Here is a 26,259-nt window from a genome sequence, read left to right as displayed (position 1 = left end):
TCTTTACACCTCCGTCCCTTTCATGAAATAAATGGTATCCAACTCAACTTTTTGGGCAACATCTACAATTTCCTCTTTCGTAATAGATTCGGTTTTTTTCAGCCATTCTTCCAAAGAAATGGCATAGCCAGAAACAATATTATGATAAAGGATTTCTACGAGACCGCGAGCTGAATCAACTGTTTCTAATAGTTGATTTTTGATTACTGCTTTTGTTTGAGATAATTCCTCATCACTGAAATTACCTTGCTTCATTTCTTTCATTTGCTCATGAATAATGGTAACAGCTTGATCATAATTGGCTGATTCAATGCCCGACATAACCATTAACAAACCTTTATGGCTCTCTAAACGAGACGCCGCATAATAAGCCAAACTTGCTTTCTCCCTGACATTTATAAAAAGTTTCGAATGAGAAAAACCGCCGAATATTCCGTTAAAGACTTGTAAAGCATAATAATCAGGGTCTCCATATACAATATGCGTACGATATCCAATATTTAATTTCCCCTGTTTAACATCCATTTCCTCAATCTTTTCCTTCACTTTGTTTACCTTTTTCTGCACACTTTTCATTCTTTCGGGCTCACGGTTAGGAAGCTTGAAATGTTGATTGAAAAGCTTTTGAACATCTATTTCATTAATATCACCTATTACATAAACATCCATTTCATCTTCCACGAGCACTTGCTTGTAATAACTATACAATGATTCTGCTGTAATGCTGTCTAATGACTCGATATCCCCCAAAGCATCTATTCCATAAGGCTCTTCTTCACACATTACTTCCACAAGGCGCGTCGTTGCATACCTCATTTTGTCATCATAAATAGATTGAATTCTCTGTTGAAGCGATCTTTTTTCATTATTAAACGTCCCTATATCAAAGCTTTCGCCATCCTTTTTCGGATTAAATAGGACATCTGCTAAGAAGGCAATTCCTTTTTCTAGTAAAGGCTCAGAATCATGAAGGAATTTTTCATTGGCTATTTCAAGGACAAAACTAATGATTTGATATTCACCTTTTTTGGCAACATCTACATAAAAGCTCGCACCATATAATTCATCCAAATACGAACGTAATGCTGGTGTCGTCTTGTATGTAGCTGTGTTACTTTGCAATATATACGGAAGCAATGAACGATATGTCGCTGTTTCATGCTTAAGAGGTGCTTTCATTTTAAGTACAAGTGTATTCGTTTTGTATTGAGCTGTTTTGACGATATGCACTGAATAGCCAGGGTTTTTCTTTATTGTATCAAGAGAGATTCCCATTAAATAGACCTCCTCATTCATTTTTTATCTTTATATTGTTTGTTAGTTCAAGTGCTTTTAAACCTGTTAGAAGAAATTGAATGCATACAATTTTTCTTCAAGAACTTTTCTCTTCTTCTAAAATATACCTTGTTTAAGAAAATTCATGCAAGTATCATGGTTTTTATTATTTAATTTTTTAAATTTCATACTATTTTATGAGGACAAAAACAAAGGTGCAAGCGGCTGACTAGATAGGCTTTGAAGGAAAGCGATTGCGAATGATGCGGATAGACCTAAAACAATTTCCATAAAAAGTATAGCATCTTATACGCTAAGCACAAAAAACAAGTAAAGGGTCAGACCCCGCAACAACTAAAATCAGTATAAAATAAGTGTATGAAACACTACATACCGATTTAGAGTGCGAGGTCCGACCCTTATGAGACATCCTCGTTCAACTAATTTTATCTTTTTCCTTTAATATAAGGCAGACCTGATGCTTTCGGAGCGTCTGCACGTCCAATAAAGCCAGTCAAAGCAATAATGGTTAACACATATGGTGCTATCAATAAATAGACAGCAGGGATATCTTTGAAAAATGGCAAGCTAGCTCCAACAATACTTAAACTTTGTGCCAAACCAAAGAATAGTGCCGCACCCATTGCGCCAAGAGGATGCCATTTACCAAAGATCATTGCAGCAATTGCCATAAAACCTTGTCCATTAATCGTGGAGTGACTGAATTCATTGGATACTGTCATTGCATGGACAGCTCCGCCGATCCCAGCAAATGCACCTGATAAAAGGACACCAGCGTAACGAATTTTTGCAACATTTACTCCCATTGTATCGGCCGCCATTGGATGTTCGCCAACAGCTCGAATACGTAAACCGAATGGCGTTTTGAATATAATATACCAAACGACAACGGCTAAAACAATCGCAATGTAAGAGATATAATACCCGTTAGTGAAAAATATTTTACCGATAAACGGAATATCACTTAGGAACTTGATATCAACGCGATCAAAATTTTCTGTAACCATGTCTGTTTGCCCTTTTCCATAAAGCTTTTTAACTAAGAAAAGAGTAAGACCAACAGCCAACAAGTTGATCGCAACCCCACTGACCGTCTGATCAGCACGAAACGTAATCGCTGCTACGGCATGTAGGAGGGAAAAAATTATTCCGGAAACCATGGCAACCAACACAGCAAGCCAAGGTGTAGCTGATCCAAATACATCAGCAAACGTCAAGTTAAACACAATACCTGTAAAGGCACCAATTACCATTAATCCTTCTAAACCTATATTTACAACACCTGTACGTTCTGAAAACACACCGCCAAGCGCAGTGAAGATAAGTGGGGCCGCAAGTCCAATCATCGATGGAATAATAATTTGCAGTACTTGGTAAAAATCCACTTATTTCACCCCCTTTTTATTAATTCGGTTTAAGATCCAGCGAATGAAATAGCTAGATGCAACAAAGAAGATGATCAGAGCAATGACGATGTCTACGATCTCGTTGGGAATCGGCGTTTCAACTGGTATATTCAGAGCCCCAGCTTTTAAACCACCGAATAGGAATGCCGCTAGTACAACTCCTATTGCTGTATTAGCACCTAGAAGTGCAACTGCAATTCCATCAAAACCAATTCCGGTAAATCCACCTTTTATCGAAGCGTAACCAAATGTACCAAGTCCTTCCATTGCACCAGCAAATCCAGCAAACGTTCCTGAAATAACCATTGACATGATAATGTTCCGGTTTACATTCATTCCAGCATATTCAGATGCATGCTGGTTAAAACCAACTGCTTTCAGTTCAAATCCAGTTGTCGTTTTCTCAAGAATAAACCACATAATGATGGCACAGATAATCGCAACAATGATTCCCCAGTGGAGGCGTGAACCATCCGTTAATCCAGATAAAAATGGTGATCTTAGTGTTGCAGTTTCAAAGATATTATTGGTCTTGTCTAATTTATCAGTTAGCACATAGGAAATAATATAATTAGTAACATGAAGAGCCGTGTAATTAAGCATAATCGATACAATTACTTCATGTACTCTAAATTTAGCTTTTAACAACCCAGGTATGAATGCCCACAAAGCTCCTGCTAATCCACCAACAAGAATAGCAAGTGGCAAATGAATCAACATTGGCAGTTCAAAAGTTATTCCCACCCAAACAGCTGCCAACCAACCGACAAGAAGTTGACCTTCGACACCAATATTGAAAAGACCTGTTCTAAAAGCAAACGCTACAGCTAAACCAGCAAGAATGTACGGTGTAACTGTTCGGATCGCTTCTCCGAGAAAATATGAATCACCAAAAACCCCAAAAAATAATGCGATATATGCGTCAACTGGATTATAACCACTGACAAGCATAATAATGGCCCCTGCTAATAAGCCGAGCACAACCGATAAAACGGGTATAAACAAACCGGACATTTTTTTAGCCACGAGATTTCCCACCTACTTCCATACGCTTGCTTCCAGCCATCATCAATCCTAGTTCTTGTTCAGTTGTTTCTCTTGGATTGACTATAGCAACAATTTCTCCTTCATAAATAACCGCCACCCGATCACTAACATTCAAGATTTCGTCAAGTTCAAATGAAATAAGTAAAACTGCTTTCCCATTATCACGTTGTTCGATCAAACGTTTGTGAATGAACTCAATCGCACCAACATCAAGGCCGCGTGTCGGTTGTGCTGCAATCAATAGATCAGGATTACGGTTTACCTCACGTCCTATGATCGCTTTTTGCTGATTACCTCCTGATAGTGCACGAGCAGGCGTATATTCGCTTGGTGTTCTAACATCGTATTCCGCGATAATGTTTCTGGCTTGATCATAAATCTTCGAATAATTTAAGACGCCAGATTTAGAAAGCGGCTTTTGATAATACGTTTGTAAGACGATATTTTCACCGATGCTATAATCCAAGACTAAACCATGTTTATGGCGATCCTCTGGAATATGCCCTACACCAGATTCACTGATTTTTCTCGGTTTTAGATTTTGTATTTCTTTCCCATTGATTTTAATAGAACCACTAATTGTTTTTCTTAACCCAGTAATTGCTTCTATGAGTTCTGTTTGACCATTTCCGTCAATACCCGCTATTCCGACTATTTCACCAGCTCTGACTGAAAGACTTAATTGATTAACAGCTTGGATTCCACGAGCGTCCTTGACGCTAATACCATTAATATCTAAAACAACATCTGCTGGAGCTGCTTCTTTTTTCTCCGTTTTAAATACAACATCACGTCCAACCATAAGGCTTGCCAAAGAATTCGGGTCTGATTCACTTACATTTACTGTACCAATCCCTACACCTTTACGCATGACGGTAACACGATCACATACTTCCATAATTTCTTTCAATTTATGAGTGATCAAAATAATCGATTTCCCCTCATTAACAAGAGATTTCATGATTATCATTAATTCTTTGATTTCTTGAGGTGTCAGTACTGCTGTAGGTTCATCAAAAATCAAAATTTCCGCACCGCGATATAATGTTTTTAAGATTTCGACACGTTGCTGCATTCCAACTGAAATATCTTTAATTTTTGCATCAGGATCGACACTAAGATGATATCTCTCAGAAAGCTCTCTTACCTTTTTACTGGCATCCTTTAAATTGATTTTCCCAGATTTTGAAGGTTCTTTACCAAGGATAATATTTTCTGTGACAGTGAAAGGATCTACAAGCATGAAATGTTGGTGTACCATCCCGATTCCTAAATCATTAGCAATATTAGGATTTGTAATTTTGACCGGTTCGCCATTTACACGAATTTCTCCTTTTTCTGGCTGGTAAAGACCGAAAAGAACGTTCATTAACGTCGTTTTCCCTGCTCCATTTTCTCCAAGTAAAGCATGTATTTCTCCCTTTTTTACTTGTAGTGTTACATTATCATTTGCAACTATGCCCGGGAACTCTTTACGTATATTGAGCATCTCAATTACATATTCCACACAATCAACTCCTATAATTAAGTGAATCTTTCAACTGAACCTTTGGCTCTCGGTTATCGGAAACATTATTTTTCTAAACAAACGAGAATTTCATCAAAAAAGCGAGGCGATTACACTTATCGTGTGTTCGCTCACTAACGGATTGTGAGTGACAGAACTATTTCCAGCGTGATTATTTAAATACACAAATGATTGATCGGATGAGTCAGGTATTCATAATAATTTCCCCGCAGTCCATGTTATGAAATAAAAGTGATTTTTTTATTAAAGTGGTAGATAAACACCATGCTTCTACTATCTTTACATTAGAAAAAATCAAATGAAAAACTATGAATGATCATAGCTTTTCCTTCACCTTTTTCAAAATACTCCATTTAAATCGCCATAAAAAGAAGGAATAAAAGACAAAGTTCTTGCCCCTTTTATTCCTTCTCCCTTTAGTTCAATATTAGAATCCCATTGCTTCGTATTCTGCTTTCGTCTTAGGAACTTCAATTTCTCCTGCTTTGATCTTCGTGATATATTCATCAACAGCTTTTAAAGCTTCTTCTGAAACATGGTCAGTATGCTTAGAAATAGCAATAGCGTTTTCTTCAAGACCATATTCAACTATTTCTCCACCTGGGAATTCACCATTCATTGCTTTTTTCGCTATATCTTGAACTGCGACGTCAACACGTTTAACCATTGAAGTTAAGGTTACGTTTTCCTGCTTACCATTAACTTCTACAGCCCCTTCATCATACTGGTCACGGTCAACACCAATTACGTAAATTTCTTTAGTAGAGTCTTGTTTCTTTAAATCTGTAGCAGCTTTAAATACCCCATTACCAGTAGCTCCTGCTGCATGATAAATAATATCTGCTCCAGAAGAATATAAAGTGTTCGCAATAGCTTGACCTTTGTCAGGAGCACCAAAGCTTCCTGCATATTGAATGATCACTTCAGCTTTAGGATTTGCTGTTTTTACACCAGCAATAAATCCTGATTCGAATTTCTTAATCAATTCACTGTCCATTCCACCGACAAAACCAACTTTATTTGTTTTCGTTGTTTTTCCGGCAATTACCCCTACAAGGAATGAACCAACCTGTTCTTTAAATGTGATACTTGCGACATTATCACCTTTGGAAACCGCATCAATAATAGCGTAATTAGTATCTTTGCGTTGTGCAGCCACTTCTTCAATCGAACTTTGAAGTAAGTAACCAACTCCGAATACCAAATTGTAGTTTTGACGGGCTAATTGAGTTAAGTTCGTATTATAATCAGCGTCTGATTTAGATTGAAGGTATGTGTACTCTTTTTTCTCAGTTAAATTATTTTCTTTACCGAATGCTTGAATGCCTTCCCATGAAGATTGGTTGAAGGATTTGTCATCAACACCGCCAGTATCCGTTACCATAGCAACTTTAAATTTGTCGCTTTCTTTTTTAGCCCCTTCATCCTTTTTACCATCATCTGAGCCACATGCAGCCAAGATCGTTCCAGCAGCAAGGACAAGTGACATAACTAACCCCATTTTACGTTTTTTCAAGGTATGTACCTCCTAAGTTTAATTGATGCTTAGTAGAATTGCACGCAATGACTGATCGTCTACGTTTCCATCGCTTGCAAAAAAATTAGATTCGTTTACGAAGCACATGAAAGCTAAACACATCCGCTTTAAAATAATTGACCGAATATAGGATTGGTTCGTCCCTATCATCGAAGTGCACTTGTTTTAAAACAAGTAACGCAGCTTCAGGTTCACATTCTAGAATCGGAGAAACCTTCTCATGATACCCAATCGGCTCAATTTGAGCGATCGCATGAGTAATCGTACGGCTGGATTCTCTTTCAAGAATATGAAAAATCGATTCTTCACTGTAATCGAAGTTCCCTTTAAGAATACTTGCCGGGATCTTATCAATACAATAAACGACTGGATTCCCATTCGCGGTTCTTACTCTTTCAATTACTACAATTTCCTCGTCTATTGCACAAGAAAAACGGCGGATATCGTCGTCAGTCGGTTCCAGGGTTGTCGAGCTCAAGAAAATAGTTCCCGGTTTCATCCCTGCTTGCTTAATCATATTCGTGACACTATTAAGCTGCTCGATTCCTGAGCTAAACACCGGTTTGGCATGCACAAATGTCCCGACCCCATGCCTTCTGATTATTACGTTTTCTTCTTCAAGAATTCGTAACGCTTCACGTAGAGTAGCTCTACTTACGCCGAGTTTCTTCGCAAGGTCAAATTCTGAAGGTAATTTCTCTTTCTCTTTATATGTACCCTCTTCAATATCCTGCTTGAGGTGATCGATTACTTGTAAGTATAAATGTCGATGATCAGACTTAATAGACATGCAGGTTCCTCCAACTTATTTTCTTCAGACTTCAGACCTCTGAGGTATAATCATTCCTACTAATCCAAAATACTATACCATTTTTCCCATTATAAATAAATAGAGATTTGCAATTTGTCGAAAAATAACGAATATGGCCTTACCAATTTTTCAGAAACCTTGCAGACTACGAAGCTGGATAATTACCCCATATGTATTATTATTCATTTTTTGTCTAAGGAATTCGTATTATTTTCTTATATATCAAAAGGAGAGTAGGTCATACTATTACTTAAATTTTTTAGTATATAACCCTGTTATAGAAATTTTCTCCCACTATTTCTATTTATTATTTTGTTCGGCATACTAAACTTGAATTATGAGGTATAATAATATAGATAAGATTTTGGAAGGATGATTATATGGTAATGATTACGGAGTATAGTATTGAAAAACTGAAAGATCCATTTGGGATTTTAACAGGGGAACGGTATGAAGTATTACTTGATATTACAGTTCCTGAAGATGATGAACTATTTACGGAAGCAGGAATTTACATTCGTGTATTATATAAAGTAGAAGATAATCAATCAGCGATCATTAAATATGATCTACTTGAAAGAGGAACAGATAAACTGCTAGACTTCGAATTGGAAGATGAAGAGATTGAGGCTGTGCGAGCCTTTTGTACGGAACACTTACCCGAAGGATTATAATCTATAAGAGCGTGTTCAAAAAGGAGGATAAAGAGCCGAGAAGTTCGAGGAGCGCATCTCGAGAGGACCGGAACGTATGCAGTAATACGTGGGGACCGAAGAGACAGAGCAACAAAGAAATTCGACAGCTATTTTATCGGACTTTTTGAACATCCTCTATAAGGGCTGTCTCAAAAAAGAAGCCGGCCTCGTACGCTATATACAGTATAGGTGTTACACCCACATTTTCACTGTATTTAATTTCGAGGCTGTTTCTTCGTTTTTGAGACAGCTTTTTAAATGGGTATTAATTAACTTGAAAGTGACACTAGATTTTCAGAGAAAATCTAGTTATTGAAGTTTAACTACCCCCACCTTAGTTTCTTTGCTTTACTTCCTTCAATTTAATACCATATCGCACCTTATGACAGATGTGCTTCGTTAGAAGGATCTTTTGCGATTAAGACGATTCTCGGCTTACTACCTTCATATGGACCAACGATCCCTCTCGCTTCCATCTCATCGATCAATCGAGCAGCTCGAGTATAACCAATTCGGAAACGCCTTTGCAACATGGAAACAGATGCTGTCTGCATTTCAACAATAAGGGAAACGGCATCATCATATAGACTATCTTCCACTTCACCAGTTGTTTCTACGATCTCATCAGGGATCATTTCTTCATTATACTGAGCTTTTTGCTGTGATATCACATAATTCACAACATCCTCAACCTCGTGATCAGATAAAAAAGCTCCTTGAACACGAATTGGTTTAGACGCACCTACCGGTAAAAACAGCATATCTCCTCTACCTAGAAGTTTTTCAGCGCCCCCCATATCAAGGATCGTTCTTGAATCCGTCATCGAGGAAACACTAAAGGCAATCCTAGATGGGATATTAGCTTTAATAATCCCTGTAATAACATCGACTGAAGGCCTTTGTGTTGCAATAATCAAATGAATTCCTGCAGCTCTTGCCATTTGTGCAAGTCTTGTAATGGCATCTTCCACGTCAGAAGAAGCAACCATCATTAAGTCAGCTAGCTCATCGACAATGACGACAATATACGGTAATAATGGTTGTTTATTTTCTTCTTCCTCATTAAAGTGTTTGATATATTCATTATACCCCTCGATATTTCTAGTGCCTGAATGAGAGAACAACTCATAGCGTCGTTCCATTTCACTTACGACCTTTTTTAAAGCTTGTGAAGCTTTTTTTGGATCAGTAACTACCGGGGCAAGCAAATGAGGAATGCCGTTATACACGTTTAATTCAACCATTTTCGGATCAATCATCATCATTTTTACTTCATGTGGCTTTGCTCTCATCAAAATGCTCGTAATGATTCCATTAATGCAAACGGATTTACCACTTCCCGTCGCGCCAGCAACTAGTAAATGCGGCATTTTATTCAGCTCAGCCTTCACTGCTTCGCCTGAAATATTCCGTCCTAGAGCAACTTGTAGTTTAGATTCTTGCTTGTCAAATTCCTTCGCTTCCAATACTTCACGTAAAGAAACCATAGCAATTTCAGAATTTGGAACTTCTATTCCAATGGCTGATTTTCCCGGGATAGGTGCTTCAATTCGAATATCCTTAGCAGCTAGTGCAAGCGCCAGATCATCTGACAAAGATACGATTTTACTTACCTTCACGCCAACGTCGGGATGTATTTCATATTTGGTCACCGCGGGGCCCAGATGCACTTGGGTTACTTTGGCTTTTACTCCAAAACTTAAAAATGTCCGCTCAAGCTTTGCCGCATTTTCATGAATTAATTTATACTCTCCGCTTTGATCTGTCTTTTTAGGTTGATTCAATATTGAAAGTGCTGGAAGATTGTATTCTTTGTTCTCCACTTCAGTAAACGTCATAGGAGGGGCAATATCTCCTACTTCTTCCAATATGCCCTCAAAATCTTCTGACTGCTTATCCATTTCAATGGATTCAATTGGTTTCGAATCATCCTTTTCACTGTATGCCGTCTCAGCAAAATTGGAGATTAAGCGATTAGATGGAGCAATGATTTCGATTTCCCCTTCCTCCAATGAAGGTTCTTTACTTTCTTCTTGCTTCTCTTTTTCTACTTTGGGCTCTATTTTTTGCTTTTTACGTTCCTTTTTTTCTTGTGTCCATGTCTTCATATCGTCAATAAAAGCAGACCACTGTTCCGACACGAAATTGGAAAAAGAAATAAAAAACTTACCGAGCGTGTCCCCTAACGTTTTGCCAGTTAATAAAATGACTCCTATTATTATGAAGATAAAAGCAGCAATTTTAGAGCCTGCTGCATCAAATAAAAAATAAGATGCTGCAAACAAGATTGCTCCAATCATTCCCCCTCCTAAATCATGGGTGCTTGTTTTACCATTGACCTCCATCCAAAATAAGTCCCAAGTATTTCGAATTACGCTTGGCTTTTGAAACGGACCACCATCTGCCAATAGGGTAAATAATCTAACATGACTGAGCATAAGAATGCTCATTACAATTAAATAGAAGCCAACTAATTGCCGCTTTAGCAAAAATGGCACCGATCTCTTCACCATTAAAAATAGTCCGATTGCAATTAAACCAAGTAAGAGCAGAATATACCATTCGCCCATAAAGAAACGAACCAAAAAGGTAATCGCCTTACCAACTGCACCAAGCTCAGCAATGGCGATTGCTGATAGGCCAAGAAGACTTAAGCCAATCAGTTCAAATTTCATTGTTTTTTTTAAATTCGCTGACCCTTTTGATTTTCTGCGTTTTTTCTTCGCCATTTTATCACCTTAATTTTCCCTGCATTTTATGTACACGACTTTTTCTAGAATGAATAAAGCAGCCAAGAGGCTGCTTATTCGTAAGTAGTTTTAGTATAGCATAAAATAGCTTTCATGGACGTTTTTTCTAGTTAAGAAAGCTTTGTTTAACAGATAGAATGCTACCTGGCTCAATCCCTTTTACTAAAAAATGAGCAGGGTCTGTGCTTACAATCCTTTCGACCCGAAACGAATAATGATCAGATTGTTCACACATTACTGGAATCCCGCCATAGTTAAGAAAATGAATATTTTCATGTGCCTCAGAATGCCCTGGGAAAATGTATTCCTCAGGTATAATCGTATACAACGTCATTGCAGCATGCCCTCCTCATTACCCTCTTGCTCTTGATTGGATTGATCGATTAATTCGTTTAATTTCCTCATCGCTTGACCAACTCCCCCTACTTCATCAATGACTCCATAATCGACAGCCTCTTGACCGACAACATTTGTTCCAATATCCCTAGTTAAATTTCCTTTTGCAAACATAAGATCCTTGAATCGTTCTTCCGTAACTTTTGAGTGCTTAGTTACAAAGTTGATTACACGATCTTGCATCTTATCTAAGTATTCAAATGTTTGCGGGACCCCAATGACGAGACCTGTTAAACGAATTGGATGGATTGTCATCGTAGCAGTCTCAGCAATAAATGAATGATCACACGAAACAGCTATTGGTACACCAATCGAATGACCACCACCAAGCACGATAGAAACACATGGCTTTGATAATGAACCAAGCATCTCCGCAATTGCCAAGCCAGCTTCTACATCTCCACCGACCGTGTTTAAAATAACAAGCAGCCCTTCGATATTCGGATTTTGTTCAATCGCAACGATTTGCGGAATCACATGCTCATATTTCGTTGTTTTATTTTGAGGTGGCAGCTGCATATGACCTTCGATTTGACCTACAATCGTTAAGCAATGTATTTTTGAATCTTTCGACATCTGCGGAACATTGGTTTGTCCAAGCTGTTGAATTTTTTCTATAAGTGTCGAGCCTTTCTCTTCTTGTCGTCCTTCATCAGGCTTTTCCATTTTTCCTCGATCCAATCTACCCATCCCCTTTCAGATTATGAATAGAGTTAGTATGAACTAAGCTGGTAAGGTTCATTCTTTACAGAGAAATATCAATGGAAAAATAATAATCCCATGCATTTAACTTGAAGAACCAAAAAATTCTACCCAAATAAAAAAAGTTGATCACCTACTATATGTAGATAATCAACCTCTTTTATTAACTGTCTGTTGATAATAGTTCTTGTTAAGAATTCAAAGTGAACATAGTGGCCACATTTTGTTAAATGCGGATTATTATTCAGTTAATTTCTAATGAATGTAAAACTAATGGTTTTGTGTTAATCTTTTTATCCGCCTTTTTCGAAATCACTTCACCCTTATACAAAATTTCACCTGTTTTCAGCTCAGCGATAAATAATTGCGGTGGCACATTTGTCGTATTATTTTTTTCAAAATCATTTGTCGCAAGTACGTACACTCTATCATTTTTAATGACAAACGGAAATGCTCCTCCCCAATCATTATTATTAATTGGAAAAGTTTGATCATTTGTTATGGATTGGTTTGTGATATTAAATGTTGTTACATGCATACCTTTCGCATCTTGATTGATTATATACAACTTATCTTCAATCAAATAATTTTGACTTGTCACAATACGAGTTTCTAATGTGTCAGGCAACTCAATCGTTTCTAAATGATTTTTTTCATAAACATATTCCAATATCGCTGCTTTATCGGTATTACTTGCTGATTCTTCACTTTGATTTGCAACTTCAGGTCGCTTAATAAAAACGATAGAATTTCGAGGCAGCTGAGGGTCTAGTCCCATTGAATCTAAGACATCATAGCCCATTTTGATTTGTTGCGGCGTGATTATCACTTCATCATTTAGTAGCTTCTGATTACCAAGATCAAAAGTATATACATGTACTTCCACATCATCCACATCAGTATTGGTATATATGTAATTTTTAGTAACTACTTTTAATTTGGATTGAATGAGTTGTACATCTAACACTGAGATATGGTTGAATATTTCACCAGGAACACCCATTTCGAATGATATGTCCTTATCAGAAGCCAAGTCCAATAAACCAATGTTAAACACGTATTTATATGAATGATCAAATGATGATAATTTGTAAACTGCTTCAGCATATGCGATAAAATCTGCATCTTGATAAAAAGAGTCGATACTATATTTTCCACGCATAAAAGAGCGATGATCCTTTTTAAGTTTTGCAATTTTAGGATCATTATCTCCAGTCATTCGTTGCCAATACGATTGCTGACTTAGATATAAGGTTTTATTAGTAGTAATCTTTACATCATTACTTATGCCTTCCTTTTCTACATAACCACTTAAAGTAACATCTTTTATTTCACTTTCCTGACCCTCTAATGTTTTTATTACGTATTCAGGATAATTATTCGCGTTGACCGTCATTTTCCCATAATAGGCTCCGATGATAATAATGGACATACATACGAGTAAAATACTGCTCATATACCTTTTCATAGCCTTTCCTCCTCTTAAACTAATACCCGTTTTGATATTAGCCAATTTCCGATTACGATAGAAACAGCTGTTATTAATATTCCAAGTGCTAGGAAAATCGCAAAAATTTCTTCGCTATATAAAATAGAAAACGTCTCGTTAGCAAGGATAAACAGTGGTGATAGAAATAACAAAACCGCTGCAATAAAATATAGAATTCCAAGTACAATCCCTTTTAGACGAAAGCTTCTTTCAAACAGAATGGAGGTAAAGAGAACAAACACAAACATCATGCCAATTCCATATGAGATGAGAAAATTACTAAAATATGGCGGTATGATAATTCCCATAATATTATTTGTCTGTAGAATAGATGAGACACCCATGCTAGTCTCCAAAAAGTTTTCTAGGATTAATGATTCAAATAACGCATTCTCAAGTGGTAATAGGATCATTTGAAAAGCAAGTAAACCCAAAATCAAAACCAGAATCGCTGTAGCCTTAGAAAAATACAATGAAATTCTTGCAGTTGGTAACATTAATAATCGATAAGCGAATGTATTTTTCCCAAACCAATCACGATACCAGATCAAAAAACTATAAAAGATAAGGGCGGCAATACATAAGGCAATCGGACCTATAAACCAAGGGGTTGATGAAATGTGGGTGAAATCAAAACCACCAAATTGATGCAAATATGCTTTCTCAGACAAATTCTGTTCAAACATGACTTCATGTGCTCTTTTCATTAAACCTCTTGAAGTAACAATCACTCCAATAAATTGGCTAAGGAGTGTTATGATTAATAACGACACATAAATTTTTATAAAACGATTGATTTCAAAATTGACAAGCTTTACATAGCTTTTCATCCTTGATACACCTCTCTCATCACGTCAACAACGGATTTCCCCTCTTGCTCGCGCATTTGTTCGGTATTAAATTCTTTTAAAACGATGCCATTATCCAATAAAATGACTTTATCGATCAAATGCTCGATATCATTGATTTCATGGGTAGTGATGATGACACCCCGGTCTTCTATTAAATGGCTTGCGAACACATACGCAATTTGTTCACGACTAAAGATGTCGATACCAGAGAATGGTTCATCCATTAAAATATAATCTACGTCAATCGCCAATCCCATCAGCAAGTTAATTTTAGCTGTGTTCCCTTTTGATAATTCTGAAATACGCGATTTTTCATCTAACTTAAAGAAAGTAAGAAGCTCTGTCGCTCGTTCTTGATTCCAATTTTGATAGAAATCCTGCATGAATTGCATCGCTTGTTTAATTGTCATTTGCGGAAGCATTGTAATCGCATCTGGAATAAATGCTACTTTTTCATACATGTTCTTATTGATTTTTTGTCCATCAATTAATATGCTTCCTTTACTAAATGACGTCAGACCCATGATTGCCTTTAATGTAGTCGTTTTTCCGACACCATTAATTCCAATTAAGCATGTAATCTCACCCTTATTAGCCGTGAATGAAACACCATCTAGTACTTTTTTTCTACCGAACTTTTTTGTGAGCTGATTAACTTCAATCATTTAGAGTCCCTCCTTACTACTTTCTTGCGAATATTTTTCCTGCACAATCCGAAGCAACTCATCGATCGGAACATTTATCGGGCGAATGGACTGCAAAAACGATTCAACTGCCGTAATAATTAATTCCTCTCTTACACTTTGTAAGATATTCTCATTTTTTGTGATTTTGCTTGGGAAATTCCGTTCAGTCGTAATCAAATCTTGCTCCTCCATTTCTTTATACGCCTTTTGAGCCGTATTCGGATTTATTTTCATCGTGGCTGCAAGCTCTCTTCTAGATGGAATTTCTTGTCCTGCCACAAGATTTCCGTTTGCAATTTGTTCCTTAAAATATCGTACAACCTGTAAATAAACAGGATCACGATTATTAAAAGTAGCATTCATGAAACCATCTCCTAATTTGAACTACTTTAATAGTGTATGTATTATATAGATCATACACTATTTATATGTACTATACACGCAGTACACTCCAACTGTCAATATCGTTTTTGTATAAAAAGGTCCTAGCTATTTCACACTGCTAGGACCTTATCAAAATATTAAATTTCCATAATAATCGGCAAGATCATCGGCCGTCTCTTCGTTTTCTCAAAAAGGTATTGGTTTAATGAATCACGCATATCTTGTTTCAATACGGCCCAATCGAAAGGATGGCGGGTCCTTGATTTTTGAACAATGTTATAAACCAGTTCTGTTGCTTCATCCATCAGTTTCTCTGATTCGCGGACATACACAAATCCACGCGAAATGATTTCAGGACCAGCTACAATCGATTTATCTCCTCTGTTCAGCGTTACTACAACGATTAACGTTCCATCTTGAGACAGGAGCCTACGATCGCGGAGTACAATATTTCCTACATCCCCAACACCGCTTCCATCAATTAATACATTTCCTGAAGATACTTTGCTTGAAAGTCTAATTTGATTATTGGTCATTTCAATCATATCACCTTTATCTGCGACAACAACATGATCTTTTCGTAGACCAGCCCCAATCGCCAGCTTTTGGTGAGCATATAATTGACGATATTCTCCATGTACTGGAATTAAGTATTTCGGCTTCATTAGATTTAGCATCATTTTCAGTTCTTCCTGACTGCCATGACCGGTAACATGTACTGTATAACGATTGTTTACAACAGTAGCACCTACCCGGTATAGCATATCAATCGTTTTAAATAGTTTCACCTCTCCACCTTTTAAAGGAGAAGCTGCAAGAATCACTGTGTCTTCCGGTTTTATTGAAACTTGCTTATGCGTACCTTTTGCCATCTTTTGCAACGCTGTAATTGGTTCACCTTGGTGACCGGTCGATAAAATGACTAACTTATGATCGGGATACTGTTTAAGTTCTGCCGCTGGAATAATTAAATCATCAGGTAATGTAAGATAGCCTAGTTTCAAGGCGGTTTCATATACACGCTGTATGTTTTTTCCGACCACCACAACTTTTCTGCCACTGATTGCTGCCGCGTTAAATACATGTTGAATACGGATAATATTAGAAGCGAAGCAAGCAACGATTAATCGTCCTCTTGCTTGTTGAAATGCCTGTATCATATCTTGTTCTACAATTGCTTCTGAAGGGGTATAGCCTGGGGACTCTGCTCCTGTACTATCCGATAGCAGGCAGAGTACTCCCTCTTCTCCAAGAGCCGCCATTTTTCCTATTTCAGGCTTGTACATATCTGGTGCCGCCTGATCAAATTTAAAAGCACCCGTATAGACAATTGTACCTTCCTCTGTATGAATTGCAATCCCAATGGAGTCAGGAATACTATGATTTGTTCGGAAAAAGCTGATTCTGCTCGCTTGAAAGTTCAATATTGAATCAGACTGAATTTCAATAAATTCCGCCTTGCCTTTAAAGTCATTTTCCTTCATTTTCTCTTTGGCTAGGGCCAATGTTAATTTTGTACCATACACAGGTGCCTTAATGTATTTTAAAACATAAGACAATGACCCTATACGGTCGTCATGCCCATGACTTAAAAATATTGCTTTTACCCTTTCTCTGTTCTCTAGCACATACGAAATGTCTGGAATAACCGCATCAATGCCTAACATTTCATCTTCTGGAAACATTAAACCTGCATCAAGCAGAAACATATCTTGATTTACTTCAACAATATACATATTTTTCCCAAGCTCTCCCTGTCCTCCCAGGGGTATAACTCTAATGCCGTTCATATCATCTCTAGTCAACCTTATATCCTCCTCAAGTAAATGCAGTTCGAAATCCAATTGTATCCATTATAACTGATGCTTTAAAAAACAGGTCATTCTTTCACTTTCAAACTTGATTTATTTTAAAAATAGGAGTCAAAATTACTTCAAATAATTTCTTCAAATTTAAAAGCGCATACATTCATTATATACAACAAGCCAATCGTTACCGATTGGCTTGTATACGATTTCTATATTTATCCCGCATTAATGGGCAATAGGACCCCCAACCTCAAGGCTTAGATGAATCGAAGAAGCCTAGGTGGGGGATAATAACTGCCCATAAATGCCCGATTGGTGAGATACAGTGAAACTTGCCGCTGTGATCTTCAGCGGTTTAGTTGAACCAATCGGGTTCGTACTGTCGATTGATCGAAGCGAAAGCGAAGATCTTATAGCGACAGTAGAACGGGACTAACAATCAGTGGGGATGAAGAAAACCCCCACCGATTGAAGTTTCACTTTATAAAATAGTCGTGCCAAGTGCCGTTCTTTCCTGTTCAGTAAGCGGCACAAGTGGCAGTCTAACCGAACCGACATCTATCCCCTTCATTTGCAAAGCCGTCTTGACTGGAACTGGGCTCGGCGCTGCAAATAGGCCTTTGAATACCGGAAGCAATGCCTGATGTTGTTTAGCTGCTTCTTTAAGGTTCCCTACAAAGAAAGACTCGATCATTTGTTGCATTTCATTCCCGATAATATGTGATGCGACTGATACGACCCCAGCACCACCAATTGCAAGAACAGGAAGGGTAATGCCATCATCTCCGCTATACAATTGAAAATCTTCATTAGTGCCTGAAATAATTTGGGTCATGGCAGTCAAATCACCGCTTGCTTCTTTAACAGCCACAATATTATCAATTTCAGATAATCTAATAATCGTTTCTGGAGTAATATTTACAGCCGCTCTTCCCGGAATATTATACACCATAACCGGAAGGGATGTGTTCTCTGCTATCGTTTTAAAATGCTGATAAAGACCTTCCTGATTTGTTTTACTGTAATAAGGAGCCACTAGCAAGATGGCATCTGCACCATTTTTCTCTGCTTTTTTCGTAAGCTCAATTGTTGAATACGTATTATAGCTACCAGTTCCCATAACAACAGGAATTCGTTTGTCTACAATGTTAACAACATGCTTGAGTAACGCAATTTTCTCTTCAGATGTTAAGGTAGGTGACTCTCCAGTTGTACCTGATATTACTAATGAATCTGTGCCGTTTTCAATCAAGTAATTGATCAATAATGTTGTTTTTGCTAAGTCAATATTCCCTTTTTTATCGAAAGGAGTAACCATTGCGGTTGAAACTCTACCAAAGTTAATCATACATACACCTCTTGATTTTATAAGATGAGATCCTCATCATGGATACAATAATTTGAATAAAGTTATCGATCCTTTATCCGGTATTCCGGGGTTTCTTCATGTAATTGAAATGCGTCATGTAGTGCATTCACAGCAACTGACAAATCTTGTTCCTTCACCAACACCCAAATCGTGGTGTGGCTATCCGCGGATTGTAAAATGCTAATTTCTCGTTCTGATAATGCTGTGACGATTTTGGCAGCAACACCAGGTACTCCATTAATCCCAGCCCCAACAACCGAGACTTTCGCACAATTTCTTTGGATAAATGGCTCATACCCCATATTTTTCAAAATGGTAATGGCATTGCTTGTCATTTCTTCTGTAACTGTATAGACGACTGCGTTTGGTGAAATATTAATAAAATCGACACTTATTGAAGCATTTGCCATCGCTTTAAATACTTCAGCCTGAAGATTATATTGGTCTTTCTTTGCTTTCACTTTAATTTGAGTAATTTTCGAAACATGGGCGATCCCTGTCACAAGTCTTTCTTTTATCTCAGCGCCATGGCTGCCTTTATTCATACTCGTCACCAATGTTCCGAGACCATCTGAATAAGTAGATCTGATGCGAATCGGTACCTTCGCCTGCATGGCAATCTCGACAGCTCTAGGATGAATGACTTTCGCTCCTTGGTATGCCATGTTACATACTTCATTATAGGTTACTACAGATAGTGGGCGGGCATAGTCTGCTATGCGTGGATCGGCTGTCATAATGCCTTCTACATCGGTGAATATATCGATATATTCAGCTTGCAGTGCTGAGCCAAGAGCAGCAGCAGATGTATCGCTTCCACCTCGTCCAATCGTCGTAACATCCCCGTTTTTAGTTGCTCCTTGAAAGCCAGCAACAACAACAACATCATGAAGTTCTAGCTCTCTTCTTATTCTATCACATTTCATGTCAATAATTTTGGCATTTGTATGATCCTGGTTTGTTAGGAATCCTGCTTGGGCTCCTGTAAAGGTTGTCGCGCTTATTCCACTATCCAGTAGTGTATTCGTGAAAACAACCGAAGAGATTGTTTCCCCCACGGATAAAAGTAAATCTTGTTCTCTTTTTGAGAGTTTGCTGTCTGAACCATTTACGAGTGATAAAAGCGTGTCCGTTGCATAGACATCTCCTTTTCTTCCCATTGCCGAGACGACGACCACAACCTTGAACCCATCATTTAGCGCTTTTTGAATATGACGCTTAGCATGTGCTCTGCTTTCCTCATCTCGTACAGAAGTTCCCCCGAATTTCTGAACGATGAATTTCATTCTTCACACCTCAAATGTAAAGGGCTAGCTCAAAAAGGTCCGATTTCGTACTCTACTACAGTAATTGGTATTAAATAAAACTTTTATACTGTAATCAGTAGTTACTGGGTCTGCCTTTTTTCACCAGCCACATTGCTTCTCATATCTCTTTTTCATTACAATCTAACGAATAATCTCGCTTTACTGATAAATGCTATCTTTATTTTACCGTAACTAATCCTAATTTCAATAAACTTTCCGCGATTTGAACCGAATTCCAAGCAGCACCTTTAAGAAGGTTATCAGATACTACCCACAGATGGAATCCATTATCCTTATCCAAATCTTTACGAATTCTGCCAACAAAGACACCAGTTTTTCCGACAGCATCGGACGGCATCGGATAAATTTGATTTTCTGGGTCATCTTGAAGCACGACTCCTGGCGCATCACTTAATAATGTTTTGATATCGGCTGCTGTAATGCCCGCTGCATTTGTTTCTAGATATACTGACTCAGAATGGCCGGTCTCTACAGGCAGTCTTACACAGGTTGCAGCTACATGCAATTTGGGCATATGCATGATCTTTTTCGTTTCATTAATCATTTTCATTTCTTCGTAAGTAAAACCGTTTTCCTGAAATGTATCAATCTGCGGGATTACGTTAAATGCGATTTGATAATGCTTTTTATCGCCTTTCACTGGTAATACTGCCGGTTTAATTTCTTGGTTATCAAGTAAGTCACGAGACTGCTCTCTTAATTCATCAATTGCTGCAGCACCTGCACCAGAAACAGCTTGATAAGTCGAAACAATAATCTTATTTAAACCATAAGCCTCTCTAATCGGTTCAAGAGCTACGACCATTTGAATGGTTGAACAGTTCGGATTTGCAATGATTCCGTTATGGTTGCGTAAGTCCTCTTCATTTACCTCAGGAACAACTAAAGGAACTTGTTCATCCATGCGGTAAGCACTTGTGTTATCAACCACAATCGCCCCGCGTTTCACTGCTTCAGGTGCCAATTCCTTAGAAATACTTCCACCCGCACTGAATAACGCAATATCTATACCTTCAAAGCTTTCAGGCTTTGCTTCCTGAACTTCAATTTCTTTGCCTTTAAATAAAAGTTTCTTTCCTGCCGAACGGGCCGAAGATAAAAAGGTGATTTTTTTTATAGGCAGTTCTCTTGATTCAAGTGTTTTTATCATTTGTTGTCCTACTGCTCCCGTTGCCCCAACAACCGCAATATTTAATCCTTTTGTCTCTTCCATTTCCCTTACCCCTTTTCCATTCACATAATGACTTCTATCTATTTGTCATCAATGCTAGTAACATTTTTAATAGAAATATCATTTATTTTAACATATCCATGCACGAAAGAAACAGGATTTTACTAATTTATGTCGTAATCGGGGCAATACAAGCAAAAAATTAAAAAAAGTCTGACTACTTATCCGCATTTTCATCTGTTTCATTGTTTAAAATTTATGAGGGATCTTTAAATCTCTCGATGATTACTGGTTGAATTTGATTGCCATCTAATGCAGCGATGATGGTTTCACGTATCTGACTCATTCTTGCTACCATCGAAGTCGGTTTCCTCTCCGGATCATCCTGACCGTATGGTACAAAATAAACATCTTTTGAGTCCATTAATCTCATTAAATTCATCCCATTAAGTCCCAGAGCATCATTTGTTGAGACGGCTAAGACGACTGGACGGTGATTCCTCATCGTCGCCTTTGCGGCCATAAGCACTGGTGAATCGGTTAATGCATTCGCCATCTTACTCATTGAATTTCCCGTCATCGGCGCAATGACCATACAAGCAAGAGGAGTTTTCGGACCCAATGGCTCTGCTTTTACTATTGTATCGACCACACGATGTCCGGTCAACTTTTCTATCCTATCAATCCAGTCTTCCCCTTTTCCAAATCTTGTCTCTGTATGCTGAACAGTCGATGTGACGATTGGAATGACCTCAGCGCCTTCATTCACCAATTTTTCAATTTCCGGAAAAACAGCATCATACGTACAATGCGAACCAGTTAATCCGAAACCGATTCGTACACCTTTTAAGCTCATTTCGTTTTCCCCTTTCGCTTTTTCATATCTTCACTGATTAATTCGGACAATGCATTCCCCAATATTTTACCTGCAGTTTTCGGTGCAACAATACCAGGCAAACTTGGTGCAAGCAATGCCTTGATTCCCCTTTTCTCAGCATAACGAAAATCTGTACCTCCCGGTTTTGAAGCAAGATCAATGACTAGGGTATGAACAGGCATATTCGCCAGTACACTTGCTGTAATAATTGGATATGGAATCGTATTAATGCATATATCTACATCTCTCATCATCTTCGTTAAATCATTGATATGGAAAGGCGTCATAGCCATCTCTGTAACCCTTGCAACATCTTCCGTTTTTCTAACTCCTACTCTTACCTTCGCACCAAGAGCTTGAAAGCTTCTCGCTGTAGTCATGCCGACTCTACCTAACCCTAAAACAGCTACATTCGAACCATGGATCGTGAAGTCTGTATGTTGTATAGCCATCATAATTGTACCTTCGACGGTCGGGATTGAGTTATAAATGGCTACATCATCCCTTTCAAAAAGCTGCACAAGACGCCGATTGGTATTTTTCATAATTCCTGTTAAATATCCATTACTAATTCCAGAATAAAACGTACAATGAGGTGGAGTTTTCGATACAACTTCTTCCGTGATTGTTACTTCTTCATTTGAAAAAATCGTATCTACTTTACCTTCAAGATTTGTACCTGCAACAGGTAATATAACTGTATCAATCTCAGAAAAATCTACATCCTCAAGCTTCTCTTTTACCGCACCAGTAAATGAATGTTCAAGCTGTTCAAAGCCTACTAGCCAGAGTCTCGCATCCAGTTCAGTCAGTTTTCGAACTACCTCTAGCTGACGAGCATCCCCGCCAATAACTGCGATTTGCAAGCCTGTGAGCATTAAAACCGTCACCTTCTTTTTCATGGAAATATCTCCGCGTTTTTTTCATTGTTTTACCCTTACATCCTATGTAATCCTTTCAAGATAGGTGATTGTATGATGTGTATCTTACATTCGATTTTGGAGATAAAACTGCAGTAATTTACAAAAAAAAACCGCCCTAAGGCAGTAAAAATAAACATTAGACTTTATTCTTCATATTGGGTTTCCACTATATCAATAATCACCATATCTGAACCAATCTTCTTTACGTGCTCCCAAGGCACTTTTATTTCATGTCCTTGCCGCTTTAATCCAAACCACTTTAAAGAAGGGATGATTAAAGCTGTTATTTGTCCCTTTTCGTTAATTTCAAGATCAGTTTGACCTAATACTCCTAATCGCTCAGCACGGGCCACATCAACAATCTCTTTTCCACTTAATTCACTAAGCCTCAAAGTATCTCCTCCTCACATGTTCATATTCCATCTATATCCTACTTTGTCCAAGAATAGAAGTATTAGAATGACTATTGTGATAAGAAAGTTGCAAGCTTCACAATAGCCCTTAAGTGACCGAACTGCTTTCATCGAACATCGAAATTTACTTAAAAAGGGGATTTCTCTCAAAAAAAGCTGTCTCATAACAAAAGGGTCAAACCCCACATCTACTATCTACCATTAAGATGTGAACACGACACATTAAACGGTGTATAGAGTGTGAGGTTAGACCCTCTTTTTTTGTGAAATTATTTATTCCAGCCCTCTAGCGGACTAACTAATGAAGAAGCATAAGAATCTGTAAAAATTTGCTGAGCCATCTTGTTTACATGCTCTTCCGTTACTTCATCAATTAATTCTACAATCCGATCAAGAGAACGATGGTTCTCAAGCAATAGCTCGTTTTTACCGTTACGGCTCATTCTGCTATTGGTACTTTCAAGACTCAACATCAAGCTTCCTTTTAGTTGCTCTTTGCTGTTTCTTAGTTCTTTTGCAGAGATCCCTTCCCGTTTTAGCGTGTCTAAAGTCAGTTGTATCGTCTCATATAGACTTTCTAACTGATTAACTCCAGTACCACCATAGATCGTCACTAAACCGCTATCTTGATAACTCGAATGATAGGAATAAACTGAATAGGCAAGGCCGCGTTGTTCACGAACCTCCTGGAAAAGACGGCTGCTCATACTGCCACCCAAAATATTGTTAAGAGTGATTAAACTGTACATGTCATCGTGACCGATGCTCAATCCTTCAAAACCTAAGCATAGGTGGGCCTGTTCAGTTTCTTTCTTCCTTGTGAATTGATTTTGATGAAAAATAGGCTTAATAAGTTCAGTTCGAATATCACTGCCTGTAAACGATCCAAAATATTTTTCAACTTCTTGAATCATGCTTTCATCCACATTCCCAGCAATGGAAATAACGACCTTGTCCGGTGTATACATATCATGAACGTATTGTTTTAACGTCTCACTTGTAAACGTATCAAGCGTTTCTTCTGTGCCAAGGATTGGATATCCGAGTGGATGCTTTTCATATACTGCTTCACTTAACAGGTCATGAACAATATCATCTGGAGTATCTTCGTACATTTTAATTTCCTCAAGCACTACATTTTTCTCTTTCTTCAATTCTTCTTCGTCAAACGTAGAATTAAAGAACATGTCAGAAAGGATTTCAAGTGCAAAGCTCGCATGGTTGTCGAGCACTTTTGCATAATAGCAAGTATATTCCTTTGAAGTAAAGGCATTTACCTGTCCGCCAATGCTATCGAAAGATTCAGCAATTTCTCGCGCATTACGAGTGGTCGTACCTTTAAAGAACATATGCTCGAGAAAATGGGAAATCCCATTCAATTCTGGTGTTTCATTACGGGAGCCAGTTTTAATCCAGATCCCTATCGCAGCTGAACGGACTGTTGGGATATTTTCGAGTACTATTCTTGCACCATTTTGACATGTATATTTCTTAATCAATGAACATTCCTCCTTGTTCTTTGCGGTTTTAAAGCGCAGGCAAATTGTAAACTGATATCTCTATTGAATCAGTCTTCTTTCATTTACAGCTTCTGAAACGGTTACAATTTGCAAGCCTTTCTTTTTCAATTGTTGAATGATTACTTCTAATGACGATGCAGAAGCGTCTGTTGGATGCATCAAGATAAATGCTCCTGAGTGAACTTTACTAAGAACCCTATTTAGCAGAACATCTGGACTTGGCTTTTGCCAATCAATTGTATCGACACTCCAAAGAATTGTACCCATCCCAAGACTTTCAGCGATTTCAACCGTTTCATCACGGAAACTCCCGCTCGGTGGAGCAAACCACTTTACTTTCTTATCTGTTACAGCCTCAATCACTTCATTTGTTTTTTGCATTTCATTCTTAGCAGCCGTTTGGGATAGTGACTTCATATCAGGGTGAGTATAAGAATGATTGCCAATCTCATGTCCGCCTTGTTCAATCATTTTTGCTAGTTCAGGATTATTCTTTGTCCATCTTCCTTCCAAAAAGAAGGTAGCCTTTACTTCATTTTCCTTAAGTATGGCAAGCATATCCTGTAAATATTCATTGCCCCATGCCACATTTATTAAAAGTGAAACGACAGGTTTTTCAGGATGTGCCCGGTAAATTGGCGCAGGAGTTAAATCACTTATATGTACATTAGGCGAAACTTGTTCAAAAACCAACTTTTTTGCATTAAAAATCCCTTTGTCTTTCATTGCCTTATAAGATTCCCTAACGTCTACTTTAAGACCGTTTAGACCAGGTACCGTTTTCCAGATTGAATCAACTTTTGCATCCTGTGGAGCTATTTCATACTCCTTCGCCTTTGATTCAATGTCTAACATAAGAGAATCACTCTGCTTTACTGCAACAACAGTCTGCCCTGCTATCGACTTTACATACAAATCTACATATGGATTTTGCACTAATAACCATGATATACCTGCAATGGCACTAAACGCAACTATCTGGCCTAATTTCCTCATCTTTTACAGCTCCCCTCATATAAATGGTATGAGGAGAATGGACAAGGTAGAACGAAAGTAGTCACTGGCTATAATAATAGTGCAAGCTCCTTTAAAAAGGAAAAATACTATGATCTCCACAGTCTTATGTTTCGCCGAATTACCCCACAAGCAAATGCCCCCGAGCCTTCGTCGATACGAATAGACCAATCGAATGATCTACAACTCTGGCCTTTATCTAAGTGTTTAAATAGAAAAAAGCATGCAAATTCACAAAGAATCGCATGCATCCATTTT

The 26,259-nt window shown here is 37.9% G+C and carries 23 protein-coding genes; 1 reads left to right on the top strand and 22 read right to left on the bottom strand.

Translation table 11 applies throughout. The annotated features are described in order from the left end of the window. Window positions 1–3 precede the first annotated feature (3 nt). The 6 genes from yfmF to AC1MGI_RS12855 all read right to left on the bottom strand — a co-directional run bounded on the left by yfmF (window position 4) and on the right by AC1MGI_RS12855 (window position 7,604). Window positions 4–1,275: an EF-P 5-aminopentanol modification-associated protein YfmF gene (gene yfmF / locus AC1MGI_RS12880; protein ID WP_480345597.1), complete on the bottom strand. Its 1,272-nt coding sequence runs from the start codon at window positions 1,273–1,275 to the stop codon at window positions 4–6. Between the two features lie 446 nt (window positions 1,276–1,721). After that, window positions 1,722–2,681, bottom strand: coding sequence for an ABC transporter permease (locus tag AC1MGI_RS12875; RefSeq protein ID WP_480345596.1), 960 nt, complete (start codon window positions 2,679–2,681; stop codon window positions 1,722–1,724). Beyond that, window positions 2,682–3,728 (bottom strand): ABC transporter permease, encoded by a 1,047-nt coding sequence (locus AC1MGI_RS12870; RefSeq protein ID WP_480345595.1) that lies wholly within the window; start codon window positions 3,726–3,728, stop codon window positions 2,682–2,684. Beyond that, window positions 3,721–5,256 carry an ABC transporter ATP-binding protein gene (locus AC1MGI_RS12865; protein WP_480345594.1) on the bottom strand — a complete coding sequence of 512 codons (1,536 nt, stop codon included), beginning with the start codon at window positions 5,254–5,256 and terminating at the stop codon, window positions 3,721–3,723. Before AC1MGI_RS12865 ends, AC1MGI_RS12870 begins: the two co-directional genes overlap by 8 nt. Before the next feature lie 448 nt (window positions 5,257–5,704). Beyond that, a complete protein-coding gene (locus AC1MGI_RS12860) occupies window positions 5,705–6,793 on the bottom strand; it encodes a BMP family lipoprotein (RefSeq protein ID WP_480345593.1) in 1,089 nt (362 codons plus the stop codon). A gap of 85 nt (window positions 6,794–6,878) precedes the next feature. Continuing rightward, complete coding sequence (locus AC1MGI_RS12855; RefSeq protein ID WP_480345592.1) at window positions 6,879–7,604, bottom strand: GntR family transcriptional regulator; 726 nt, start codon at window positions 7,602–7,604, stop codon at window positions 6,879–6,881. A 401-nt stretch (window positions 7,605–8,005) separates the two neighbouring features. Here AC1MGI_RS12855 and AC1MGI_RS12850 point away from each other — a divergent pair, with 401 nt between their 5' ends. Beyond that, on the top strand, window positions 8,006–8,299 hold the full coding sequence (locus AC1MGI_RS12850; protein ID WP_480345591.1) for a DUF6509 family protein: 294 nt from the start codon (window positions 8,006–8,008) through the stop codon (window positions 8,297–8,299). A 401-nt stretch (window positions 8,300–8,700) separates the two neighbouring features. Here AC1MGI_RS12850 and AC1MGI_RS12845 read toward each other — a convergent pair whose 3' ends face one another. From AC1MGI_RS12845 to AC1MGI_RS12770, 16 genes are all read right to left on the bottom strand, one after another. Then, window positions 8,701–11,049, bottom strand: a complete 2,349-nt coding sequence (locus AC1MGI_RS12845; protein ID WP_480345590.1) for a DNA translocase FtsK — start codon at window positions 11,047–11,049, stop codon at window positions 8,701–8,703. A gap of 127 nt (window positions 11,050–11,176) precedes the next feature. Continuing rightward, window positions 11,177–11,404: a YlzJ-like family protein gene (locus AC1MGI_RS12840; RefSeq protein WP_480345589.1), complete on the bottom strand. Its 228-nt coding sequence runs from the start codon at window positions 11,402–11,404 to the stop codon at window positions 11,177–11,179. Further along, a complete protein-coding gene (locus AC1MGI_RS12835) occupies window positions 11,401–12,156 on the bottom strand; it encodes a ClpP family protease (protein ID WP_480345588.1) in 756 nt (251 codons plus the stop codon). Before AC1MGI_RS12835 ends, AC1MGI_RS12840 begins: the two co-directional genes overlap by 4 nt. Before the next feature lie 256 nt (window positions 12,157–12,412). Beyond that, on the bottom strand, window positions 12,413–13,636 hold the full coding sequence (locus AC1MGI_RS12830; RefSeq protein ID WP_480345587.1) for a hypothetical protein: 1,224 nt from the start codon (window positions 13,634–13,636) through the stop codon (window positions 12,413–12,415). A gap of 14 nt (window positions 13,637–13,650) precedes the next feature. After that, window positions 13,651–14,487, bottom strand: coding sequence for a hypothetical protein (locus tag AC1MGI_RS12825; protein ID WP_480345586.1), 837 nt, complete (start codon window positions 14,485–14,487; stop codon window positions 13,651–13,653). Continuing rightward, window positions 14,484–15,173: an ABC transporter ATP-binding protein gene (locus AC1MGI_RS12820; RefSeq protein ID WP_480345585.1), complete on the bottom strand. Its 690-nt coding sequence runs from the start codon at window positions 15,171–15,173 to the stop codon at window positions 14,484–14,486. Before AC1MGI_RS12820 ends, AC1MGI_RS12825 begins: the two co-directional genes overlap by 4 nt. Beyond that, window positions 15,174–15,557 carry a GntR family transcriptional regulator gene (locus AC1MGI_RS12815; protein WP_403073391.1) on the bottom strand — a complete coding sequence of 128 codons (384 nt, stop codon included), beginning with the start codon at window positions 15,555–15,557 and terminating at the stop codon, window positions 15,174–15,176. It lies immediately after the preceding gene. Window positions 15,558–15,715: 158 nt separating this feature from the next. Beyond that, entirely contained in the window at window positions 15,716–17,368 is a 1,653-nt protein-coding gene (locus AC1MGI_RS12810; RefSeq protein WP_480349785.1) for a ribonuclease J, read from the bottom strand. A 499-nt stretch (window positions 17,369–17,867) separates the two neighbouring features. Next, on the bottom strand, window positions 17,868–18,734 hold the full coding sequence (gene dapA / locus AC1MGI_RS12805; protein ID WP_480345584.1) for a 4-hydroxy-tetrahydrodipicolinate synthase: 867 nt from the start codon (window positions 18,732–18,734) through the stop codon (window positions 17,868–17,870). Between the two features lie 62 nt (window positions 18,735–18,796). After that, window positions 18,797–20,041 carry an aspartate kinase gene (gene dapG, locus AC1MGI_RS12800; RefSeq protein WP_480345583.1) on the bottom strand — a complete coding sequence of 415 codons (1,245 nt, stop codon included), beginning with the start codon at window positions 20,039–20,041 and terminating at the stop codon, window positions 18,797–18,799. A gap of 199 nt (window positions 20,042–20,240) precedes the next feature. Then, window positions 20,241–21,296, bottom strand: a complete 1,056-nt coding sequence (gene asd / locus AC1MGI_RS12795; protein WP_480345582.1) for an aspartate-semialdehyde dehydrogenase — start codon at window positions 21,294–21,296, stop codon at window positions 20,241–20,243. A 214-nt stretch (window positions 21,297–21,510) separates the two neighbouring features. Then, on the bottom strand, window positions 21,511–22,110 hold the full coding sequence (locus AC1MGI_RS12790; protein ID WP_480345581.1) for a dipicolinate synthase subunit B: 600 nt from the start codon (window positions 22,108–22,110) through the stop codon (window positions 21,511–21,513). Further along, entirely contained in the window at window positions 22,107–23,009 is a 903-nt protein-coding gene (gene dpaA / locus AC1MGI_RS12785) for a dipicolinic acid synthetase subunit A (protein ID WP_480349784.1), read from the bottom strand. The genes AC1MGI_RS12790 and dpaA overlap by 4 nt, the downstream gene beginning before the upstream one ends. 188 nt (window positions 23,010–23,197) lie before the next feature. Then, window positions 23,198–23,446, bottom strand: coding sequence for a YlmC/YmxH family sporulation protein (locus AC1MGI_RS12780; protein WP_480345580.1), 249 nt, complete (start codon window positions 23,444–23,446; stop codon window positions 23,198–23,200). 290 nt (window positions 23,447–23,736) lie between these two features. Then, window positions 23,737–24,966, bottom strand: a complete 1,230-nt coding sequence (locus AC1MGI_RS12775) for a M16 family metallopeptidase (protein WP_480345579.1) — start codon at window positions 24,964–24,966, stop codon at window positions 23,737–23,739. A 60-nt stretch (window positions 24,967–25,026) separates the two neighbouring features. After that, the gene (locus tag AC1MGI_RS12770; RefSeq protein ID WP_480345578.1) at window positions 25,027–25,983 is read right to left on the bottom strand and encodes a polysaccharide deacetylase family protein; all 957 of its coding nucleotides are present in this window, start codon (window positions 25,981–25,983) and stop codon (window positions 25,027–25,029) included. Window positions 25,984–26,259: the final 276 nt, after the last annotated feature.

This window comes from Peribacillus sp. BM1 (assembly GCF_056679975.1).
The sequence above is the reverse complement of the archived record's forward strand: the minus strand, read 5'-3'. Positions and strand labels throughout refer to the sequence as shown.